The sequence below is a fragment of the Streptomyces sp. NPDC002787 genome, assembly GCF_053592095.1.
Window position 1 is genome coordinate 217,473 of the sequence record NZ_JBSFVC010000005.1, and the last position, 19,862, is coordinate 237,334.

Annotated in this window: 10 protein-coding genes; 8 read left to right on the top strand and 2 right to left on the bottom strand. The window is 73.3% G+C overall.

Annotated elements, in window-relative coordinates; translation table 11 throughout:
• Nucleotides 1-62: 62 nt before the first annotated feature.
• From ACWD26_RS09050 to ACWD26_RS09070, 5 genes are all read left to right on the top strand, one after another.
• Nucleotides 63-2,270, top strand: coding sequence for a serine/threonine-protein kinase (locus ACWD26_RS09050; protein ID WP_451267743.1), 2,208 nt, complete (start codon nt 63-65; stop codon nt 2,268-2,270).
• A 376-nt stretch (nt 2,271-2,646) separates the two neighbouring features.
• Nucleotides 2,647-5,502 (top strand): protein kinase, encoded by a 2,856-nt coding sequence (locus tag ACWD26_RS09055; RefSeq protein ID WP_451267745.1) that lies wholly within the window; start codon nt 2,647-2,649, stop codon nt 5,500-5,502.
• A 153-nt stretch (nt 5,503-5,655) separates the two neighbouring features.
• Nucleotides 5,656-7,419 carry a serine/threonine-protein kinase gene (locus ACWD26_RS09060; RefSeq protein WP_451267747.1) on the top strand — a complete coding sequence of 588 codons (1,764 nt, stop codon included), beginning with the start codon at nt 5,656-5,658 and terminating at the stop codon, nt 7,417-7,419.
• Nucleotides 7,420-7,608: 189 nt separating this feature from the next.
• Nucleotides 7,609-9,423 carry a protein kinase domain-containing protein gene (locus tag ACWD26_RS09065; RefSeq protein ID WP_451267749.1) on the top strand — a complete coding sequence of 605 codons (1,815 nt, stop codon included), beginning with the start codon at nt 7,609-7,611 and terminating at the stop codon, nt 9,421-9,423.
• A gap of 115 nt (nt 9,424-9,538) precedes the next feature.
• On the top strand, nt 9,539-11,272 hold the full coding sequence (locus ACWD26_RS09070) for a serine/threonine-protein kinase (protein WP_451267751.1): 1,734 nt from the start codon (nt 9,539-9,541) through the stop codon (nt 11,270-11,272).
• 24 nt (nt 11,273-11,296) lie between these two features.
• Here the strand turns inward: ACWD26_RS09070 and ACWD26_RS09075 are convergent, their stop codons facing one another.
• Both ACWD26_RS09075 and ACWD26_RS09080 read right to left on the bottom strand, forming a co-directional pair.
• Nucleotides 11,297-13,471 (bottom strand): glycosyltransferase family 4 protein, encoded by a 2,175-nt coding sequence (locus tag ACWD26_RS09075; protein ID WP_451267753.1) that lies wholly within the window; start codon nt 13,469-13,471, stop codon nt 11,297-11,299.
• Nucleotides 13,472-13,476: 5 nt separating this feature from the next.
• Entirely contained in the window at nt 13,477-14,427 is a 951-nt protein-coding gene (locus ACWD26_RS09080) for an alpha/beta hydrolase (protein ID WP_451267755.1), read from the bottom strand.
• 327 nt (nt 14,428-14,754) lie between these two features.
• Here ACWD26_RS09080 and ACWD26_RS09085 point away from each other — a divergent pair, with 327 nt between their 5' ends.
• From ACWD26_RS09085 to ACWD26_RS09095, 3 genes are all read left to right on the top strand, one after another.
• Nucleotides 14,755-16,146 carry a diacylglycerol/lipid kinase family protein gene (locus ACWD26_RS09085; RefSeq protein WP_451267757.1) on the top strand — a complete coding sequence of 464 codons (1,392 nt, stop codon included), beginning with the start codon at nt 14,755-14,757 and terminating at the stop codon, nt 16,144-16,146.
• Between the two features lie 61 nt (nt 16,147-16,207).
• On the top strand, nt 16,208-18,022 hold the full coding sequence (locus ACWD26_RS09090) for a serine/threonine-protein kinase (protein WP_451267759.1): 1,815 nt from the start codon (nt 16,208-16,210) through the stop codon (nt 18,020-18,022).
• A gap of 148 nt (nt 18,023-18,170) precedes the next feature.
• On the top strand, nt 18,171-19,826 hold the full coding sequence (locus tag ACWD26_RS09095) for a succinic semialdehyde dehydrogenase (RefSeq protein ID WP_451267761.1): 1,656 nt from the start codon (nt 18,171-18,173) through the stop codon (nt 19,824-19,826).
• Nucleotides 19,827-19,862: the final 36 nt, after the last annotated feature.

Consider the following 19,862-nt stretch of genomic DNA (forward strand, 5'->3'; position numbering starts at 1 on the left):
GGGGCGCTTGGCGGGTGGGTGACAATGGAGGCTCTGTCAGGGCGGGTTGTATGAGGGGACGCATGTCGGAGGCGGAGCGGGCTGGGGAATCCCGTCAGGACAAGGACGCACGTCTCCTCGCCGGGCGGTACCGGCTGGGAGGGGTCCTCGGTCGCGGCGGTATGGGCACGGTGTGGCGTGCCGAGGACGAGACGTTGGGCCGTACGGTCGCCGTCAAGGAGTTGAGGTTCCCGTCGAGCATCGACGCGGACGAGAAGCGGCGGCTGATCACGCGCACGCTGCGCGAGGCCAAGGCGATCGCGCGGATCCGTAACAACGCGGCGGTGACGGTCTTCGACGTCGTCCACGAGGACGACCGGCCGTGGATCGTGATGGAGCTCGTCGAGGGCAAGTCGCTCGCCGAGGTCATCCGTGAGGACGGGGTGCTCGAACCGAGGCGGGCCGCCGAGGTGGGGCTCGCCATTCTCGACGTGCTGCGGGCCGCGCACCGCGAAGGCATCCTGCACCGGGACGTGAAGCCGTCGAACGTGCTGATCGACAAGCACGACGGCCGGGTCGTCCTCACCGACTTCGGTATCGCACAGGTCGAGGGCGACCCCTCCATCACCTCGACCGGCATGCTCGTGGGCGCGCCCTCGTACATCTCGCCGGAGCGGGCGCGCGGGCACAAGCCCGGCCCCGCGGCGGACCTCTGGTCGCTCGGCGGTCTGCTCTACGCGGCGGTCGAGGGGGTGCCGCCCTACGACAAGGGGTCGGCCATAGCGACGCTGACCGCGGTGATGACCGAGCCGGTGCCGGAACCGAAGAGGGCCGGGGCGCTGAAGGACGTCATCTTCGGCCTGCTCACCAAGGACCCCGAGCGGCGGCTCGACGACGCCGGCGCGCGGGCGATGCTCAACACCGTGATCCACGCGCCGGACCCGAAGGACGCCGATCCGCTGGACGCCACGCGGGTCGTGCCGTTGCCGCCCGTGCCGGAGGAGCGTCCGAAGAAGGGCGGTTCCGGAGGCGTGGGTACCGGGGCCAAGGAGGGCGGCGGCGAGCGGCCGCGTGCGCCTCGGTGGTCCATGCGGAAGGGCGCGGCGGGAGCTGGAGCAGGAGGGGCGGGGGGCGCGGGCTCGGCTGCGGCATCCCCTGCGGCTGCCGGTGCTGGGGCCGGGGCCTCGCGGGGGGTGTCCGGTGGGGCAGCGGTCGGTGCTTCCGGTGGGGTCTCCGGTGCGACGTCCAGTGGGGCCAAGGCCGGTGCCGCCTCTCCGGCCACCTCACCGGCCGCTTCCGCTGCGGCTGTCTCGACGCGGTCCGCGTCCGTCGGGGTCTCGTCGGGTGCCGCCGGTGAGAAGGCGGGCGGTGCCGCGGGCAGGTCGGCGGTCGGGGCGCGCGGCACCGGTACCGCCGGTACGGGCGACTCCGTTACGGCGCGGCGGACTTCCGGGTGGCCCGAGGTGCCGCCGCCGGATCTGCCGCCGCGGCCGGTGCCCAGGGCGCCGATCACGGACGTGGTGTCGCGGCGGACGCTGGCGGTCATCGCGGTTGCCGTGGTGCTGGCCGTTCTCGGGACCGTGCTGGCGTTCACCCTCGGCGACGACAACTCGTCGAACAACAGCAAGGGCGCCGACACCAAGGCGGCCGCGTCCAGCGGGACGGCGTCGGGGAGCGACGCCGACAGCGAGGACGCGGGCACGGACAAGAAAGCGGACAAGGAAGCGGACAAGGGGTCCGCTCCCAGTCCGGACGGTGACACGACGGACGAGGCCGAAGGGTCGAGCGGGTCCGCCGGCAGTTCGCCGAGCCCCTCGGGCGGCTCCGGCGACTCCGTGAGCGGTGACGGCTCCGGGACCACCGCGACCGAGACGTACAAGAGCGGTCAGGGGTTCTCGATCGGGCTGCCCGACGGGTGGAAGTACCAGTCCACGGACGCCGCGGGGGCCCGCTTCTCCGGTCCCGACGGGCAGCGGCTGCTCGTCGGGTGGACGACCACCCCGAAGGACGACCCGGTCGCGGACTGGAAGAACCAGGAGCGGTACATGACGCGCTCGCAGTACAAGCGGATCCGAATAGAGGAGGTGGACTACCGGAGCTGGAACACGGCCGACTGGGAGTTCACCTATGTGGAGAGCGGAACGAAGTACCGGTCGATCGACCGCGGTTTCGTCGTCGACTCCCAGCAGGGGTACGCGCTGATGTACACCGCGAAGGCGTCGGAGTGGAGCGGTGAGCTGCGCAAGGACACCTGGCGGACGTTCACGGGGACGTTCCGGCCGAAGTCGTGACGCGGCAGAGGCCGTTGCCCCGGGGCGCGCGTGCGGGTGGGCTGTTGTGCGCCGGTGCGTTCGAGGCGGCGGCCCCATACGGTTTCGTGCCTCAGCTCGGGGCGCCGTTCGGGGGCGTGAGGGGGCGTGGGGCGGGGTGAGCCCGGTCGATGTGAGTTCGACTTCGGGAGTTCTGCCCGCCGGGTGAGTTCGGGAACGGGCCTTCCGGGGAAGATCGAGGGCGTTCGATCGCATTCGAGACGAACCAGATATCGCATCGACTCAATGTGAGTTGCCTCCGGCACGTATCGTGAATGGCTGCGGACCGCACGCATCCAGAACGGAACGGGACGCGGCGCGAGCGGAATTGAGCATCGGGCGGCCGGGGGAGGGCATCGTGGACGAATACGCGGGGCGAGTACTCGCCGACCGCTATCGCCTGCCGCTGCCGCCCTCCGACGAGTACGAACTCGCCGAGACCCGGGCCTTCGACACCTACAGCGGACAGGAAGTCCTGGTCCGGCAGGTGCCGTTGCCCGAGGTCGTCGAGGCGGAGATGCTCGACGCCGACGGACTGCCCGAGGGGTATGTGGCGCGGGACGGCGGGGCGCGCCGGGGTGCGGCGCGGACCACGCGCCGGCCCACCGACCCGGCCGTACGGCGGGCCATCGACGCGGCCCAGGCCGCCGCGCAGATCCCCGACCACCCACGGCTCGACCAGGTCTTCGACGTGTTCGCCGAGGGCGGCTCGTTGTGGATAGTGAGCGAACTGGTGTCCGCACGGCCCCTCGCCGCGCTGCTCGCCGAGCAGTCGCTGACCCCGTACCGGGCGGCCGAGGTCGCCTCCGACGTGCTCACCGCGCTGCGGGCGCTGCACGCCCACGGCTGGGTGCACCGGAACATCACCGCCCGTACGGTGCTCGTCTGCGACGACGGCCGGGTGATGCTCACGGGACTCGCGGTCGGGGCGGCGGAAGAGGCGTTGTGCGGATACGACCCGGTGCCCGTGCGGGAGTTCGAGGACAGGCCGCCCGGCGGAGGCGCGGGAGTGCCTGCCGTGGGGCCCGGCGGTGGGCACGCTTCGCGTCGTGACCCGGTGGCGCCCGGGGGCGCCCTGCCCGGGGGCACCGGCGGCGGTACGTTCGGCGGTGCCCGTGCGGGCGGGGCCGGTCTCGGAGCCGGTGGCGGGGCCGAGGATCCCGAAGCCGCACGGCGGGCCGCGATAGAGGCGCGGGCCGGCAGCGCGGCGGCGCCGGTCACGGACCCCTCCGGGGGGCAGCGCGCGCTGGAGGCCGGCGGGGACGCCAGGGCGGCGCGGGCGGGAGCGATCGCGGCGTACCGGGCGGGGGCGCGGGCCGCGGCCCGGGTCCAGGACGACCAACGAGGCGGGCCCGGCACGGGGTTGCCCGCGCAGCGGCCGGCCCCGCAGGGCGGTAGGGCGTCGGGGCGGGACGGCGACCCGGCCCCGGGCACGCGACCGGTGCCTCTCGGCCAGATCGCCGACCCCTACGGTGTCCTCGGCAGCGGCGGCGCCACGAGCGCCTGGCACGGTGCGCTGCCGCGCGGCGGGACGGCCGCGCCCGGCACCGGCGGGCCGACCGACGACGGCGCCCAGGGCGGAAGGGCGCCCGGGAACGCCCCGTACGGCGGTGGCCCGCTCGATGACCCGTCCGGCACCGGCGGGCGGCGCAGCACCCCCTTCCCCGTGGACAGCGGCGACCCCGGCCCGCACGCGACCCCGGCCCGTGGCTCACAACTCGGCACCGGGTACGACGACTTCGGACACGGCGGCCGCGCGCAGGGCAGCGGCGTCTACCGCGACCTCGTGCAGGGGGTCGCCGCGCACAGCGACAGCACACGCGGCGGCACCCACGCCGATGCCTCGCACGGCAACGGCGTCCCGATTCCCGGCGGCGTGACGGACGCCGCCCCCTGGGACGGCGCCGGGGCCGGGGCCGTTCCTCGGCGGGGGCCCGCGACCGCGCTCGCCGCCGAGCGGGCCCGGCAGGCGCGGATGGCGGTGGTGGGGCCGGTCACCGAGCGATGGGCGCCGGAGCAGGCCGGACCGGTGCATGAGAACTGGCAGTTGGCGGCACCGATCGGGCCGGCGACGGACCTGTGGGCGCTGGGCGCGTTGCTGTTCCGGGCTGTGCAGGGGCACGCGCCCTACCCGGAGGAGAACACCGCCGAGCTGGTGCAGCTGGTGTGCGCGGAGCCGCCCGCGTTCGCCGAGGAGTGCGGGCCGCTGCGGCCGGTCGTGGAGTCGCTGCTGCGTCAGGACCCGACGGAGCGGCTGGACTTCGAGGAGCTGCGCGGCTGGCTGCGCTCGCTCGTGCGGTCGGCGCCCGAGCCAGAGGCCGGTGCGCATGTCGTGCCGACGCCGCCCGTGGACGCGAGCCGGCTGCCGATCGTACGGCGACGGGGCGAGCTCGTCCGCAGGCGCCGGGCCAAGCTGCCCGCGACCAGCGCGCACGCCCGCCACAAGCGCGCCCGGCACGAGAGGCCCGCAGAGCCCCGCAAGCTGGGGCGGAATCTTCTCCTGTTGATCCTGCTGGCGTTGGCCGCGGCGGTCGCGTACGCCATGGTGTTCATGCCGAAGACAGCGCCGAGCAGCGAGGGCAGTGACACCGGCAGCCGCACGGACAGCGTCGGGCAGCCCGGTTCGGAGCCCGAGGCGAGCAGCGAGCCCCGCCCCGACCAGAACTCGAGCTCGCCCGACGGCGGTGAGGAGGGCCAGAGCGGGGCGAGCCCTTCGGAGACGTCAGGTTCGACGCAGACGCAGACCGGTGACCCCGAGATCGCCCAGGGCTTCACCCTGCGCAAGGACCCCGAGGGGTTCCAGGTCGCCGTCGCCGACGGCTGGCAGCGCACCGCCGAGAACGGGCGGGGCCAGATCGTCTACTCCCGGGGCGACTTCGAGCTGATCCTCGTCCCCGGACGGGACAGCGCGCAGACCTACGGCAGCGACCCGCTGAAGTACCAGCGGGAGGACGAGCGCGAGCTGCAGCCGTTCCGCGACTCGACCTGGGCCACCTCCACCGGGATGCGGTTGATCGAGGTGGGCGGGGTGACCTCGGCCGAGGGGCAGTTCACCTGGCAGGACTCCGAGGGGCGCGGCGTCTTCGTACGCAACCTCGCGATACTCCTCGACGGGCGCTACCACGTACTGCAGTTGCGCGGGCCGGAGGCCGAGCGGGACGAGGTCACGCGGCTGTACGAGCAGGCGGCGGGCACGTACAAGGTGACCGGCTGAACGGCGTATCGGCAAGGGCACGAAAGGTTGCGCGGCGCTCGCGGAAGCGAGAACCGTCACAGTGCGGTCTCTGTGCGGCCGAGCCGGTTTCCCGTGCTGCGGGCCGGTACCTAATGTGACCCTGTCAAGAACTTGCGGGGCAACGTGAATCAGATGCAGGGCCAGCTCCTCGCGGAGCGCTATCGGCTCGTCGACACGATCGGCAGCGGTGGCATGGGACGGGTCTGGCGTGCGCATGATGAGGTGCTGCACCGGGCCGTGGCGGTCAAGGAGTTGACGGCCGCGCTCTACGTCTCGGAGAACGAGCAGGCCGTACTGCTGGCGCGGACCCGGTCGGAGGCGCGCGCGGCGGCGCGGATCAACCACTCGGCCGTCGTGACCGTGCACGACGTGCTGGAGCACGACAACCGGCCGTGGATCGTCATGGAGTTGGTCGAGGGCGTCTCGCTGGCCGACGCGGTCAAGGAGCGGGGGCGGGTCGAGCCGCGCGAGGCGGCGCGGATCGGGCTGTGGGTGCTGCGCGCGCTGCGCGCCGCCCATCAGGCCGGCGTGCTGCACCGCGATGTGAAGCCGGGGAACGTGCTGCTCGGCGAGGACGGGCGGGTCATGCTGACCGACTTCGGCATCGCGCAGGTCGAGGGCGACACGACCATCACCCGGACCGGCGAGATCGTCGGTTCGGTCGACTACATCGCCCCCGAGCGGGTGCGCGGGCACGAGCCCGGGCCCGCTTCCGACCTGTGGTCGCTGGGCGCCACGCTGTACACGGCGGTGCAGGGCAAGTCGCCGTTCCGGCGCACCACACCGCTCACCACCATGCAGGCCGTGGTGAGTGAGGAGGCCGACGAACCGGCGGACGCGGGGGCGCTGGGGCCCGTCATCACCGCGCTGCTCTGCAAGGACCCCGCTGTACGGCCGGGTATGGACGAGGCCGAGCAGATGCTCGCCGAGGCGGCGGAGGGGCGGCGGCCCCGGGTGGCACAGGCGTATGTGCCGACTCGGCAGCGGTGGGTGGGCGGCGGTCCCGACGGGGAGGGTGCCGGCAGGGATGGTGCCGGCAGGGATGGTGCGGATCGTGCGGACGCGCGGGGGGCCCAGGGCGGCGGACCTGGTGCGGGCGGCGCGCAGGCGCCGGGGCACCCCACCGTGTCCGCGGCCTCCGCCGGGACCCCCGCGTCCGCCGGCCATACCCCCTCCGGCACCCCGGTCGCCCCCATGGCCACCGCCTATCAGCCCACTCCAGGAGCCACCGCGCCGGCCGCGTCCGCCGTCAAGCGGCGCCGCCGGGGGCGTACGGTCGCGCTCGTCGTCCTGCTGGCCGCGCTGGTCGGCGGCAGTGGGGCCGTCGCGATGCACTACGCCGACGAGTGGCGTGCGGGGAGCGGCTCCGCCACGGCCGGTACGGACGGTACGGACGGTACGGACGGTACGGACCAGGGGGACCAGTCGGCGGCTGACAGCGTGCCCGAGGGGTGGGAGCGCGTCGAGGACCCGGAGGGTTTCAGCCTTGCCCTGCCCAAGGGGTGGAAGCGGCAGGTGGAGGGTTCACAGATCGACTACACGCCCGATGGCGGTGACCACTTCCTCCGGGTCGCCGTGGACGACTCGCCGGACTTCGACAGCCCGTACCACCACCAGCTCGACCTGGAGGAGCAGGTGAGGACGCGGCCCGAGTACCAGCAGGTGAGGCTGGAGGAGAACATCTTCCGCGACCGGCCGGGCGCGCTGTGGGACTTCACCTGGACCGCGCCGGCCACCATGGAGTTCCCCGGGCCGCGCCGGGCGATCGAGCAGATGTACCTCTCCCGGGACGGCGTCGAGTACACGATCTACATGTCCGCGCCGGCGGCGGACTGGGACACGGCGGAGGAGCAGTTCTACGCGGTGCTGCGCAGCTGGCGGCCGCCCCAGAAGTGAGGTGGCGGTGAGTCTGGGAGCACCTGCGGCCTGAACCGCGTGGGACCGTCCCGGTCCCGGCACGGCCTCCGAGGCGCCCCCGCCGCACCGGCGCTCGCGAGGCGCTCACGAGACGTGCGTACGTCGCTTGTCGGCCAGGCCGTCACACGGCACCGGAGGGTTTCGATCCGGTGCGGCATGATGGGGCGTATGGGGACCGAGGGGGAGAACGTCCGTGTCATAGCGGGTCGTTACCGGCTGGAGGCCAGGATCGGCCGCGGCGGTATGGGGATCGTGTGGCGTGCCACCGACCAGCTCCTCGGTCGGCAGGTGGCGGTCAAGGAGCTGGCCCTCGACGACTCGCTCCCGGATGAGCGGTCCCGGCAGCGGCGCGAGCGCACCCTGCGGGAGGCGCGGGCGGTCGCCCGGCTCGGCCACCCGCACATCATCGTCGTCCATGACGTCGTCGAGCAGGACGAACGCCCGTACATCGTCATGGAGTTGATCGACGGGAGTTCGCTGGCGGAGCGGATCGCGGCCGAGGGGCCGGTCGACGCGCGGGAGGCCGCGCGGATCGGGATCGATCTGCTCGGCGCGCTGCGGCGGGCGCATGACGCCGGGGTGCTGCACCGCGATCTCAAGCCCGCGAACGTCCTGATGGAGGCCGGCACCGACCGGGTCGTCCTCACCGACTTCGGCATCGCCCAGGTCGCCGGCGCGACCACGCTCACCGAGAGCGGGTCCTTCGTCGGCTCGCCCGAGTACACCGCGCCGGAACGGATGTCCGGGGTCCGCACCGGGCCGGAGTCCGACCTCTGGTCGCTGGGCGCGCTGCTGTGCGCCGTGCTGAGCGGGGAATCGCCGTTCCGGCGCGACTCGTTGGGCGGCATCCTGCACGCGGTCGTCGTCGACGAGATCCGCCCGCCCGCGCAGGCCGCGCCGCTGCTCCCCGTCGTACGGGGCCTGCTGGAGCGCGACCCGGACCGGCGGCTCGACGCGGTGGAGGCGGAGCGGCTGCTGCGGGCCTTCCGGGAGACCGGCCGGACACCGAGAACGACGAAGAGCCCGAGGGCGTCGGCCGGTTACACCCCCACCCGGCGGGACGTCCCGCACTTCGGCTGGTACGCGCACCGTACGGCCGCTGCCGGGGCCGCCGACCAGGACGTACCGGCGGCCGGGCAGGCGGGGCCGCCCGCGCCCGGACCGGCGGCCGCTCCGCCCGAGCAGCCCGCACGGCAGCGGCCGCCGCACTCCACCCGCAGCGTGCTGGTCGCGGCCGCGCTGGTGGCGGCGATGGCCGGGGCGGGCGTCTCGGCCGCGGCACTGCTGATGCGGGACGGGGGCGACGGGGGCGGCACGCCGGGCAGTTCGGCACCACAGACGCCGGGGACGTCGACTACGGCGGGCACGGCGAGCGCGTCGAGTACGGCGGGCGAAACGGGCGGCAACACGGGTGAGACGGGCAAGCCGAGTACGACCGGCACGGCCGGTGCCTCCGGTGACTCCGGTACCTCCGGCGAGTCCGGTACGACGGCCGGTGCCAAGCCCACCCTCACGCGCTCGCGGGCGGCCACCGCGCCGACCGTGCCCTCGGGATACCGGCTCGCCGAGGACGACCGGGGCTTCCGCCTCGCCGTGCCGGAGGACTTCAGGCGGGAGCCGCAGGGGGAGCGGGTCTTCTACATGTCGCCGGGGCAGGCGATCCGGATCGGCGTCAAGCTCGACGACCCGGAGGAGGGCGGGCCGGCCGGGGTGATGCGGCGCGCCCACGGGAAGGGGCCCTCCACGAACCCCGGCTACCGCGACGGCCGGGTCTCCGAGATCACGCACGAGGGTCGGCCCGCCGCGCTCTGGGAGTTCACCTGGGACGGCTTCAGCGCGGCGGAGGGACCCCGGCACACGTACGACCTGTGCTGGGAGCAGGACGGGCGGCTCTACGACGTGTGGGTGTCGGCGCCGGTCGGGAGGGTGAGCGAGGCGAAGGAGTACTTCGACGTGGCGGTGGACACCTTCGTCCGCCGCTAGGCGGCGCGTTCGTACGTGACCAAATCGGAGATAAGCGGCGTTCCGCGTCACGGGTCTGTGACCGGAAAGCGACGGGGGTGGATGCGGACGCGCTTGTCGCGATACAGATGAACATATGAGCAGCAACGGGGGAGCCCCTTACGGATCCGGCCATGGATCCGGTCAACCCGGTCACGGGCCTGGTCAACCCGGTCACGGCCCCGGCTACGGGACCGACGCGCCGACCAGTTTCGGACTGCAACCGCCGCAGCCGGCCGGGCCGTACCCGGGGAACCCGTACGCGCAGCCGACGCGGGTGGCCGCGCAACCGGCGCCCCCGTCGGCGTCGCAGCCCCCGCAGGACCCTGGTGCGGGGCGGCTGATCGCGGGTCGTTACCGGCTGCTCGCCAAGCTCGGCCATGGCGGCATGGGCACGGTGTGGCGGGCGCAGGACGAGACGGTGGACCGTGAGGTCGCCGTCAAGGAGCCACGCGTACCGGACCATCTTCCCGAGCGTGAACGGGCCAACGCCTTCGAGCGGATGCGTCGTGAGGCCCGCGCGGCGGCCAGGCTCGATCATCCGTCGGTCGTGAACGTGCACGATGTGGCGGTCGTGGACGGCCGGCCATGGATCGTGATGGAGCTGGTGCGGGGGCGTTCGCTGGGCGACGCGCTCCAGGAGGGCACCCTCGGGGTGCGTGAGGCGGCGAGAATCGGTCTCGATGTGCTCGGCGCGCTGGAGGCGGCGCACGCCGCCGGCATCCTGCACCGCGACGTGAAGCCGGACAACGTCCTCCTCGGCCGCCACGACCGGGTCGTCCTCACCGACTTCGGCATCGCCCAGATCGAGGGCGAGACGAACCTGACCGACACCGGCGGCTTCGTCGGCTCACCCGAGTACATCGCCCCGGAGCGGGTGCTGGGCCAGCGGCCAGGACCCGCGTCGGACCTCTGGTCCCTCGGCGTCGTCCTCTACGCCGCCACCGAGGGCGTGTCGCCCTTCCGGCGCAGCAACACGCCGGCCACCCTGCAGTCCGTCCTCAACGCCACGCCCGCGGCGCCCGCCTCCGCCACGGGCCCGCTGGCCGAGGCCATCAACGGCCTGCTGCAGAAGGACCCCGCGCGCCGCCCGACCGCCGCGCGGGTCCGGGAACTGCTGGAGACGGCCGCGAACCCGCCGGCCCCCGCGCCCACCCAGATCGTCCAGCGGATCGCCGGGCCGCCGGCGGCCGAGTCCGGCAAGGGCGTCCGTGTCGGCGCCAGGACCCTCGCGGGGCTCGGCGCGGTCGTCGTCGCGGCGGCGGTGACCGCGTATCTCGTGATCGCCGATCCGTTCGCGGGGCCGCTGCCGGACGGGTGGAAGCAGCGGGACCTCGGCTCGAAGGTCGCCGCGAGCGTGGGCGTGCCCGCGGACTTCGTGCGGGACAGGATCGAGCCGGACGCCACCGACGGGACGATCGCGCAGTACAGCGACCCGAGCGGGCTGATCCGGATCAACGTCGACCGGGACATCAAGAAGGACGACAAGGAGAACGAGATCCCGGGCGTGGCGCTGGACCGGGCGTACGCCGACTGGGAGCTCGTCAAGGACGGCGAGTACACCCTCGACGTCGCCGACGACCCCGCGCCCAAGGGCCGGCCGCAGGAAACCACGTTCCAGGACCACGAGGCCGCCGAGAACACCGTCGTCTACACGACCACGGACACTCAGAACCCGCGCCTGCGCGAGGCCCGGGTCCTCTACTACAGGGCGAGCAACGGCGACATGTACCGGATCTGGATCGACTATCCCGGCAAGGGGCACTTCACCGAGCAGGGCCGCGAGATCGCCCGTACGGCCCTCGCGAACCTGAAGATCGACACAATGTAGACGCGTGGCGGGGCGGAGCCTGCCTCAGGAGAGGCTGACCGCCAGGTCGTTGGTGACGGTGAAGAAGAAGCGGGCCTGAGGGGACGCGCCGCTCGGCGTGGTCAGGGGGACGGCCGGATACTTGTCGGTGTCCTTGCGGTCCACGATGTCGTCGAACAGCCGTCCGAGACGGATGGGTTCGGCGTCGGCGGAGGGGCGCAGGAACAGGTCCCAGATCACCTTGTCCGGTCCTGCCGGGTCCGGCAAGGACGTCAGCCGGGCGTGGAATCCGCGTACGCCCGTGCTCGTCGCCGGTGCCTCGAAGCCCGCCACCCCAGCGCCCCGGGCGACGCCCACCAGCGCCGCGCCGGCGCCGAGCCCGGCCCCGTGCAGAACACCCTCCACGGCGAGCGAGCCGTCGCCGACGGGCAGCGCGGTGACCTCGGCGTGCGCCGGGCGGTGGAAGGCGCGCAGGGCGAGGTAGCCGTCCTTGGTCGCGTACGGGATCCACCAGGCGACCGGCGCCTCCTGCGGGACCTCGGCGGTCAACAGGCCCCGCTGCTCGACCAGTCCGGCCCGCAGCCGGCGCCGGGCCTTGTCCTCGGCCCGCTCGACGTGGAGGTCCCAGCGGCCCTCCGCGAGGGTCAGGTCGGCCCGGTTCAGCGTGGCCGTCCACGGGCTCTTCGCGTCGTCCGGAGTCTCCCGCTCCAGCGGGACGCGGATCTCGTCGTCGCCGTGGCGTCGGCGCAGGACCAGCGCGAGGTCCTGCCCGGACACGCCGGACGCGGCCACCGAGATCCGTACGCCGCCGAGCGCGTCGACGCGGCAGCCGGCCCTCGGGCGTAGCGGCCGTAGCGGCCGTAGCGGCTTCGCCTCGGCGTTCTCGGCGGAGAGGACTGAGGGCACCGCCGCCGTGGTGGCCGTGGTGGCCGTGGTGGCCGTGGTCGCCGCAGCCCGTTCCGGGCCGGGAGTGCGGGACGTGCGCGGCAGCAGCGACCCCATGGCCCGCCGTAGCCGCCGTCCCAGCTTCACCGTCGCCGGGGTGCGGGCTTCCTGGAGCTCGGCGATCAGCCGCTCGTACTCCGCGGCGATCGCGCGGGGCGCGTACCGCTGGACGGTGGTGCGGCCGGCGGTGCCCAGGGTCTGCCGTAGCGCCGGGTCGTCGATGAGGCGCAGGAGGCCCGTGGCCAGGGCCTGCGGGTCGGACGGGGGGACGAGGAGGCCGTCGGTGCCGTCGGTGATGATCTCGCCGGGGCCGTGCGGGCAGTCCGTGGCGACCACGGGGACCCCGGCGTGCATGGCCTCCAGGATGGTCATGCCGAAGGACTCCCACTCGGAGCTGACGGCGGCGACGGAGGCCTTCGCCCACTCGGTCTCCAGGGTGGCGTGCGCGCCCATCAGGAAGACGTGGTCGCCCAGGCCGAGCGTGTCGATCGCGGTACGCAGCTTCGCGCGCTCCGGGCCCTTGCCGTAGATCCGCAGCCGCCACTCGGGGCGTTCCGCCACCACCTTGGCGAAGGCCTCGATGAGCAGGTCGTACCGCTTGACGGGGAACAGTCGTCCGGCGGCCACCACCAACGGGGCCCGCAGATCGGAGGGTTCGGCCTTCGGGCGGGGCGCCGCGTTGGCGATGTCCGTGATCCGGGTGCGCGGCCCGGGCAGATGACGGCGGTGGTCGGCGGCGTCCCGCTCGGAGACGGTGACGAACGCGTCCAGGCGGCCGATCGCCGCGTTCTGCGCCTCGCGCACACCGGGCACGTGGTTGTCGTACGACAGGTGTTCCTGCCCGATGAGCAGCGGGCGGCGCGACGAACCGGAGGAACCGCGCGATCCCACCGAGCCGTGCTCGGCCAGGAAGACCACCAGGGCCGGGCGGGTCGCGATGACGACGTCGGCGTCGGTGGTGTCGAGGAAGGCGCGCAGGCGTTCGTCGGTGAGCGCGGTGTAGCGGTGGGCGAGGACCTCGGTGGGCGGGACGACGGTGGAGGGCCGGGACATCAGCTCGTGGCCGCCGTCGTACGACTCGGCGTCGGGGCGTTCGTCGACGAGCGGTACCAGGCCGACCTTGCCGCTCACGCCGAGCAGGGGGCGCTCCTCGGTGCGGAACACCGAGACGACCTCGACCTCGTGACGGGCCGCCAGGGCCCCGGCGAGGTTGAGGGTCGAGCGGACGGTGCCGCCGATGGCGTACGCGTTGTGGAGCAGGAAGGTGATCTTCATGGCGCTCAGTGCGTCCTCTCGGCGATCCATGCCAGGACCCGGTCGGCCACGCCCGGCTCGTCCAACAGTGCCCCGCCGTGCGAGGAACCGGCGACCGTGTCCACCGTGACCCCGTTGAGGGGCATGTTGTGGTCGGTCTCCTCGGACGCTTCGAGGTCGAGCGAGTGCTGGACGGGCACGAGGTCGTTCGCGGAGTGGAGTAGGTACATGGGGGCGTCGTCTCCGCCGGAGGCACGGCTCCTGGCGGACATGTCCTTCCAGGTGTCCCGGCAACTCGGGTGCGTGGAGGCGTCGGTGTCGGCTGCGTCTTCCTCGGTGTCCGCCGTGTCCGGGGAGCAGCGCGCCAGGATGGTGGCGTTGTCGCGGAGCTTGCGCTGCCTGTCCGTCGCGCCGGGGGCGTTGCCGTCGTTCCAGGCGCGGCGCGGGGAGTTCACGGGCGAGAGGGCCACCACGCCGTCGACGCGGTAGGCGCCGGCGCCGTAGGTCGCGACGGTGGTGGCTATCTGGCCGCCGGAGGAGGAGCCCAGGAGCACCAGCCGGTCGGTGTCGAGGGCGAAGTCGGCGGCGTGGTCGCGGATCCAGTCCAGCGCGGACAGCGCGTCGGTCCGCTGGGCCGGCCAGGGCGCGTCGAAATTCAGCCGGTAGTCGACGGCGAAGACGGCGAACCCGGCGTCTGCGAAGGTACGCGACCAGGTGGCCCAGCCGGTGTCCTCGTACCAGTAGCCGCCGTGCAGGATCACGATGCCCGGCTGTTCCCCGTCCCGTTCCTCACCGGCGGCGTTCCAGTAAGCGTCGAGGGTCTGCCGGTCGTGCGAACCGTAGGAGTACGTGGCCTCGTTGCGGTCGGCCGCCTCGCTGTCCCGCGCGTCGGCGACGAGGAGGGCCGCGACTGTCGCGGCGCAGAGCACGAGACAACCCCAGAGCCGACGCACGGCCACCTGCCCTTCGAGTGACATGACGGCAGGCGCCGTTGTCCCCGGGCACGGGATCCGACCGAAACGTCCACAGTGAGGGGGCGCTCGCACAGCCTGCTTGCGTGAGCAACCGGACTATAAGCGGCCTCCGCGACCAAGCGTCAACCGGGGTCCGATGGTTGGCCGGAAATATCCGGCCTCAACACCTTGGCGGGGTCGTGGATGACTTGTGCGAGCATCGCCCACAGGCGCACACGTCCAGGTGACGGCCCCACACAGGCGAACTCCGGTGGGGCCGTCGCCCTTGTCCGGCCACGTCCCTCTACCATGCCGTGACGAGTGCATGATCGGCGCGAAGGGCGAGCGAGCGTGGGCATCGAACACCTGGACGTGCGGGCTCACGCGAGACAGCGCTGGGCGGCCAGGGCCGCACTGGGCTGCGCGGTCCTCGCCGTGCTGCTGCCGCTCGGCTACGCCCGCGAGGCGAGCCTCCTGCTCGCCGCCGGGGTCGTCCTGGGCGTCGGCCTCACCGTGGCCTCGCTGTGGTGGGTGCTGACCCGTCGCGGCGCCGCCCGGATCGCGGCGGGCGCGCTGGCCGTGGCCGCACCGGTCGGCGTCATCTGGTGGTTCGCCGCCGTCAACCTGCTCTGGGTCGTGGTCGTCTCCGCCGCCCTGTGGGGTGTCGCCGTCTGGTCCGGGAAGTTCGCCCTCAGCAGCACCAGGTCGCACCAGGTGCACGTACCGGAACACCGCACACCGGCGCCCACCCGCCCCTTCCTCATCATGAACCCCAAGTCCGGCGGCGGAAAGGTCGAGCGCTTCCGGCTGAAGGAGAAGGCCGAACGCCTCGGCGCCACGGTCCATCTGCTCGACCCCGCGCACCACGAGGACGTCGCCGTCCTGGCCCGGGACGCCGTCCGTGCCGGCGCCGACCTCCTCGGCGTCGCCGGCGGCGACGGCACGCAGGCCCAGGTGGCAGCCATCGCGGCGGCGTACGACGTGCCCCTCCTCGTCATCTCCGCCGGCACCCGCAACCACTTCGCCATGGACCTCGGCCTCGACCGCGACAACCCCGCCGCCTGCCTCGACGCCCTCACCGACAAGGGCGTCGAACTCCACGTCGACCTCGGCTACGCCAGCGGCCACCCCTTCGTCAACAACGCCTCCTTCGGCGCGTACGCCGCCGTCGTGCAGAGCCCCGCCTACCGCGACGACAAGGTCCGCACCACCCTGGAGCTGCTGCCCGAACTGCTCACCCACCAGCGGGGTCCGCGCCTCACCGCCCGTATCGGGGACGCCGTCATCGACGCGCCCCAGGCCGTCCTCGTCAGCAACAACGTCTACCGCAGCGACGACCTCGTCGGCCTCGGCCGCCGCGAGCGGCTGGATGCCGGGGTGCTGGGCGTCGTCGGCATCCGCGTCGACAGCGCCGCCGAGGCCGCCGGCCTGGTCCTCGGACCCAACGCCCCCGGCCTCAGCCTCCTCATCGCCGACGAGATCGTCGTCGAGGCCGACCGGCCGGAGATCGAGGTCGGCGTCGACGGTGAGGCCCTCGTCCTGCCCACCCCCGTCCACTGCCGGGTCTCGCCGAAGGCCCTGCGCGTCCGAGTGCCCCGCGACCGCCCCGGCGTCCCCGAGCCCAAACCGCCCCTGGACTGGCGCCGGTTGCGCAAACTCGCCGCCGCCGTCGGCCGTACGGCCCTGCCGAAGCACCGCGAACGGTACGGCTGGGCACAGGAGTTGTGGAACCGCCGCCGTTAGTGGCTCGCGCCTACCGGGCGGTACGTCGACAAGCTCCGGCCCCGCGCGGTAGTGATGGGGCATGAGCGACGACGGCGAACACCCGCACGACGAACACCCGTACAGCGGTAGGACGTCCCAGGCCGCCGGTCGGCTGATCGGCGGCCGTTACCGCCTCACGGAACGCGTCGGATCCGGCGGCATGGGCACCGTGTGGAAGGCCGTCGACGAGCTCGTCGACCGCGAAGTCGCCGTCAAGCAACCGAAGTTGCCCGGTGACGCCGACGACCCGGACGGCCCGGAGAACGAGGCGCGCCGACGGGCCGCCAACCGGCTCTACCGCGAGGCCCGCGCCGCCGCCCGCGTCGACCACCCCTCCGCCGTCACCATCCACGATGTCGTGGTCGAGGACGGCTCCCCGTGGATCGTCATGGAACTGGTCCGCGGGGAGTCCCTCCACGAGGTGCTCGAGCGCGGCGCCCTCACCCCCGCCGAGTCCGCCCGCATCGGCCTCGCCGTCGTCGGCGCGCTGCACGCCGCGCACCAGGTCGGCATCGTGCACCGGGACGTCAAGCCCGCCAACGTCCTCCTCGGGCCGCACGGCCAGGTCGTCCTCACCGACTTCGGCATCGCCCACGTCCAGGGCGAGGAATCGCTCACCGTGACGGGGGAGTTCGTCGGCTCGCTCGAATTCGTCGCCCCCGAGCGCATGGCCGGCCCCGGCGCCGCCGGCCCGCCCTCCGACCTGTGGTCCCTCGGCGTCCTGCTGTACGCCGCCGTCGAGGGCTGGTCCCCCTTCCGCCGTACGACCCTGGAGTCCACCCTCGCCGCGATCCTCTCCGCCGAGCCCCCCGAGCCCGAGCGGGCGGGCCCCCTCGGACCCCTGCTCGTACGGCTGCTGGCCAAGGACCCGGCGGAACGCCCGGACGCCCAGGAGGCCGCCGGAATCCTGGAGGACGTGGCGAAGGAGCGGGCTCCGGACACCCAGACACCGTCCGAGCTGCGGCAGTTGGGCGAGGACGTGGGGACGATGCGGCTGGGCGGCACGCCCGCCGGTCCCGCCGGAGCCGTGCCGGAAGTCGTGACGGCAGCCGCGACGGAGGCCGCGACGAGCGCCGTGCCGGAAGCCGCGACGGGGGCCGTGCCGGAGGCCGCGACGAGCGCCGTGCCGGAAGCCGCGGCGGAGGCCGTGCCCGAGGCCGCGCGCACCACCGCGGTCGGGGGAGCCTCGGCCGCGCGGGCGAGGGACGGACGGCGTGCCGGACGCCGCGTGGCCGCCGTGGCCGCCAGCGGGCTCCTGCTGGCCGGCGGGGGAGCCTGGGCCGGGGCCGCTCTCGACACGGGCGAGGAGTTCACCGAGGTCCCCGAGCCCAGCGTCGGTTGGGTGGACGCCCGTGTCGCGTCCCCCAGTACCGGCAGCACGGCCGGTACCACGGCCGGTACCCGCTGGGTCGCCCACCGCGAGAAGGCCATGAACGCCGTCCTGTCCCTTCCCGCTTCCTACGAACGGCTCAGTGCGGAGGGCGGCGGCGACGATCAGCCCCGTACGGTCACCTACGACGGCGAGAAGGGCATCCAGGTACGGCTGACGCAGTGGGACCAGGCGCCCGCCTCGCCCATGGAGCAGGCCAAGGACTCCACGGACATCGTGGCGCACGGTGTGAAGGCGGCGGCCAACTACACCACCACGAGCTTCCACGACGACGAGGCCGTCCTCGCCGACACCACCCACTCCGCGGACGGCACCCCCACCCGTGTCATGGAGCTGATCATCCGCACCGACGACAGCCGGATGTACGAGCTGCGCGTGGACATGCCGAAGGGCACGGAGGACGAGAAGACGGGCACGGCGCTGTTCAAGGGCGCGCGGGAGCGGCTGGAGATCGGAACACAGTGATCAACACCGCATTCGCGGCCGCACGGCACCGCTCGCCGCGCTGATCAGCGACTTCGTTGCCAGCGATCACTGGCGTGGTGCGCGCGCCCGAGAAACCCTGTTACCGCCGGGTACCCAAAGTCGTCCGGTCCGGAATACCCTGCGCGTCATGACGGACTCGCAGGCCCCCGAAAAGACCGGCACGACCACCACGGGAACGACCGGCACGGCACGGACGACCGGCACCAACCCCCTCGCGGCAGCCCCCCGGGGCGCCCGCACCGCCGCCGACGTGGTCACCCCCGAACTGGTCGCCCAGCTCACCAAGGGCGTCGTCGGCTCCGGCCGCACCGCCAACCACACGCCGTTCACCGGCGAGAAGCTGGCCGACCTGCCGGAGTCCACCCCCGAGGACGTGGAGAAGGCGTACGAGCGGGCCCGCGCCGCCCAGGCCGTCTGGGCCCAGCGGCCCGTGCGCGAACGCGCCGCCGTACTCCTCCGCTTCCACGACCTGGTCCTCGAACGCCAGGCCGAGGTCCTCGACCTCATCCAGCTGGAGACCGGCAAGGCCCGCCTGCACGCCCACGAGGAGGTCCAGGCCGTCGCGGTCGCCGCCCGCCACTACGGCCGCAAGGCGCCCTTCTACCTCAAGCCGAAGCGGCACACCGGAGCCGTACCGACCCTCACGAAGGTCACCGAACTGCGCCACCCGCGCGGTGTGGTCGGCCAGATCGCTCCCTGGAACTACCCGCTCGAACTCTCCGTCGGCGACGCGATCCCCGCCTTCGTCGCGGGCAACGCGGTCGTGATGAAGCCCGACACGGAGACCTGCCTGACCGCCCTGTGGGCCCGTGACCTGCTCATCGAGGCCGGCCTGCCCGCCGAGGTCTTCCAGGTCGTCATCGGCGAGGGCCCCGTCATCGGCCCCGAGGTCGTCAAGCACGCCGACTACGTCTCCTTCACCGGCTCCACCCGCACCGGCCGCGAGGTCGCCCAGGGCGCCGCCGCCCGTCTCGTCGGCGTCTCCCTCGAACTCGGCGGCAAGAACGCGATGCTGGTCCTCCAGGACGCCGACATAGAGAAAGCCGCAGCGGGCGCCGTCCGCGCCTGCTTCAGCTCCGCCGGCCAACTCTGCATCTCCATCGAACGGTTGTACGTCCACGAGTCCATCGCCGACGCCTTCCTGGAGCGCTTCGCCGCCCGCACCAAGGCGATGCGCCTCGGCAAGTCCCTCGCGTACGGCGCCGAGATGGGCTCCCTCGTCGGCGAACGCCAGCTGGAGACCGTCACCCGCCACGTCGACGAGGCCGTGGAGAAGGGCGCGAAGGTCATCGCGGGCGGCGTCGCCCGCCCCGACATCGGCCCCTACTTCTACGAGCCCACGATCCTCGACGGCGTCACGGAACCCATGTCCGTCTGCACGGAGGAGACCTTCGGACCGGTCGTCTCCATCTACCGCTTCAAGGACGAGGACGAGGCCATCGCGGAGGCCAACTCCACCGCGTACGGCCTCAACGCCTCCGTCTGGACCAAGGACGGCCGCCGTGGCCGCGAGGTCGCCTCCCGCGTCCGCGCCGGCACGGTCAACGTCAACGAGGGCTACGCCTCCGCTTACGGCAGCGTCCAGTCCCCGATGGGCGGCATGAAGGACTCCGGCCTCGGCCGCCGCCACGGCTCCGAGGGCATCCTCAAGTACACGGAGGCCCAGACGGTCGCCCAGCAGCGCATCCTCCCGATGGCCCCGGCTTTCGGCATGGACGACGAGAAGTACGCCCAGTTCATGAGCCGAAGCCTGAGGGCGATGAAGGCACTCCGGCTCCGCTAGTCCACCTTTCGCACTTACGACCCGCACGGACACTCA

Coding starts and splice junctions, on each gene's coding strand:
- ACWD26_RS09090 (WP_451267759.1), top strand. CDS start 16,208: ATGAGCGACGACGGCGAACACCCGCACGACGAACACCCGTACAGCGGT.
- ACWD26_RS09095 (WP_451267761.1), top strand. CDS start 18,171: ATGACGGACTCGCAGGCCCCCGAAAAGACCGGCACGACCACCACGGGA.
- ACWD26_RS09065 (WP_451267749.1), top strand. CDS start 7,609: ATGGGGACCGAGGGGGAGAACGTCCGTGTCATAGCGGGTCGTTACCGG.
- ACWD26_RS09080 (WP_451267755.1), bottom strand. CDS start 14,427: ATGTCACTCGAAGGGCAGGTGGCCGTGCGTCGGCTCTGGGGTTGTCTC.
- ACWD26_RS09070 (WP_451267751.1), top strand. CDS start 9,539: ATGAGCAGCAACGGGGGAGCCCCTTACGGATCCGGCCATGGATCCGGT.
- ACWD26_RS09060 (WP_451267747.1), top strand. CDS start 5,656: ATGCAGGGCCAGCTCCTCGCGGAGCGCTATCGGCTCGTCGACACGATC.
- ACWD26_RS09075 (WP_451267753.1), bottom strand. CDS start 13,471: ATGAAGATCACCTTCCTGCTCCACAACGCGTACGCCATCGGCGGCACC.
- ACWD26_RS09050 (WP_451267743.1), top strand. CDS start 63: ATGTCGGAGGCGGAGCGGGCTGGGGAATCCCGTCAGGACAAGGACGCA.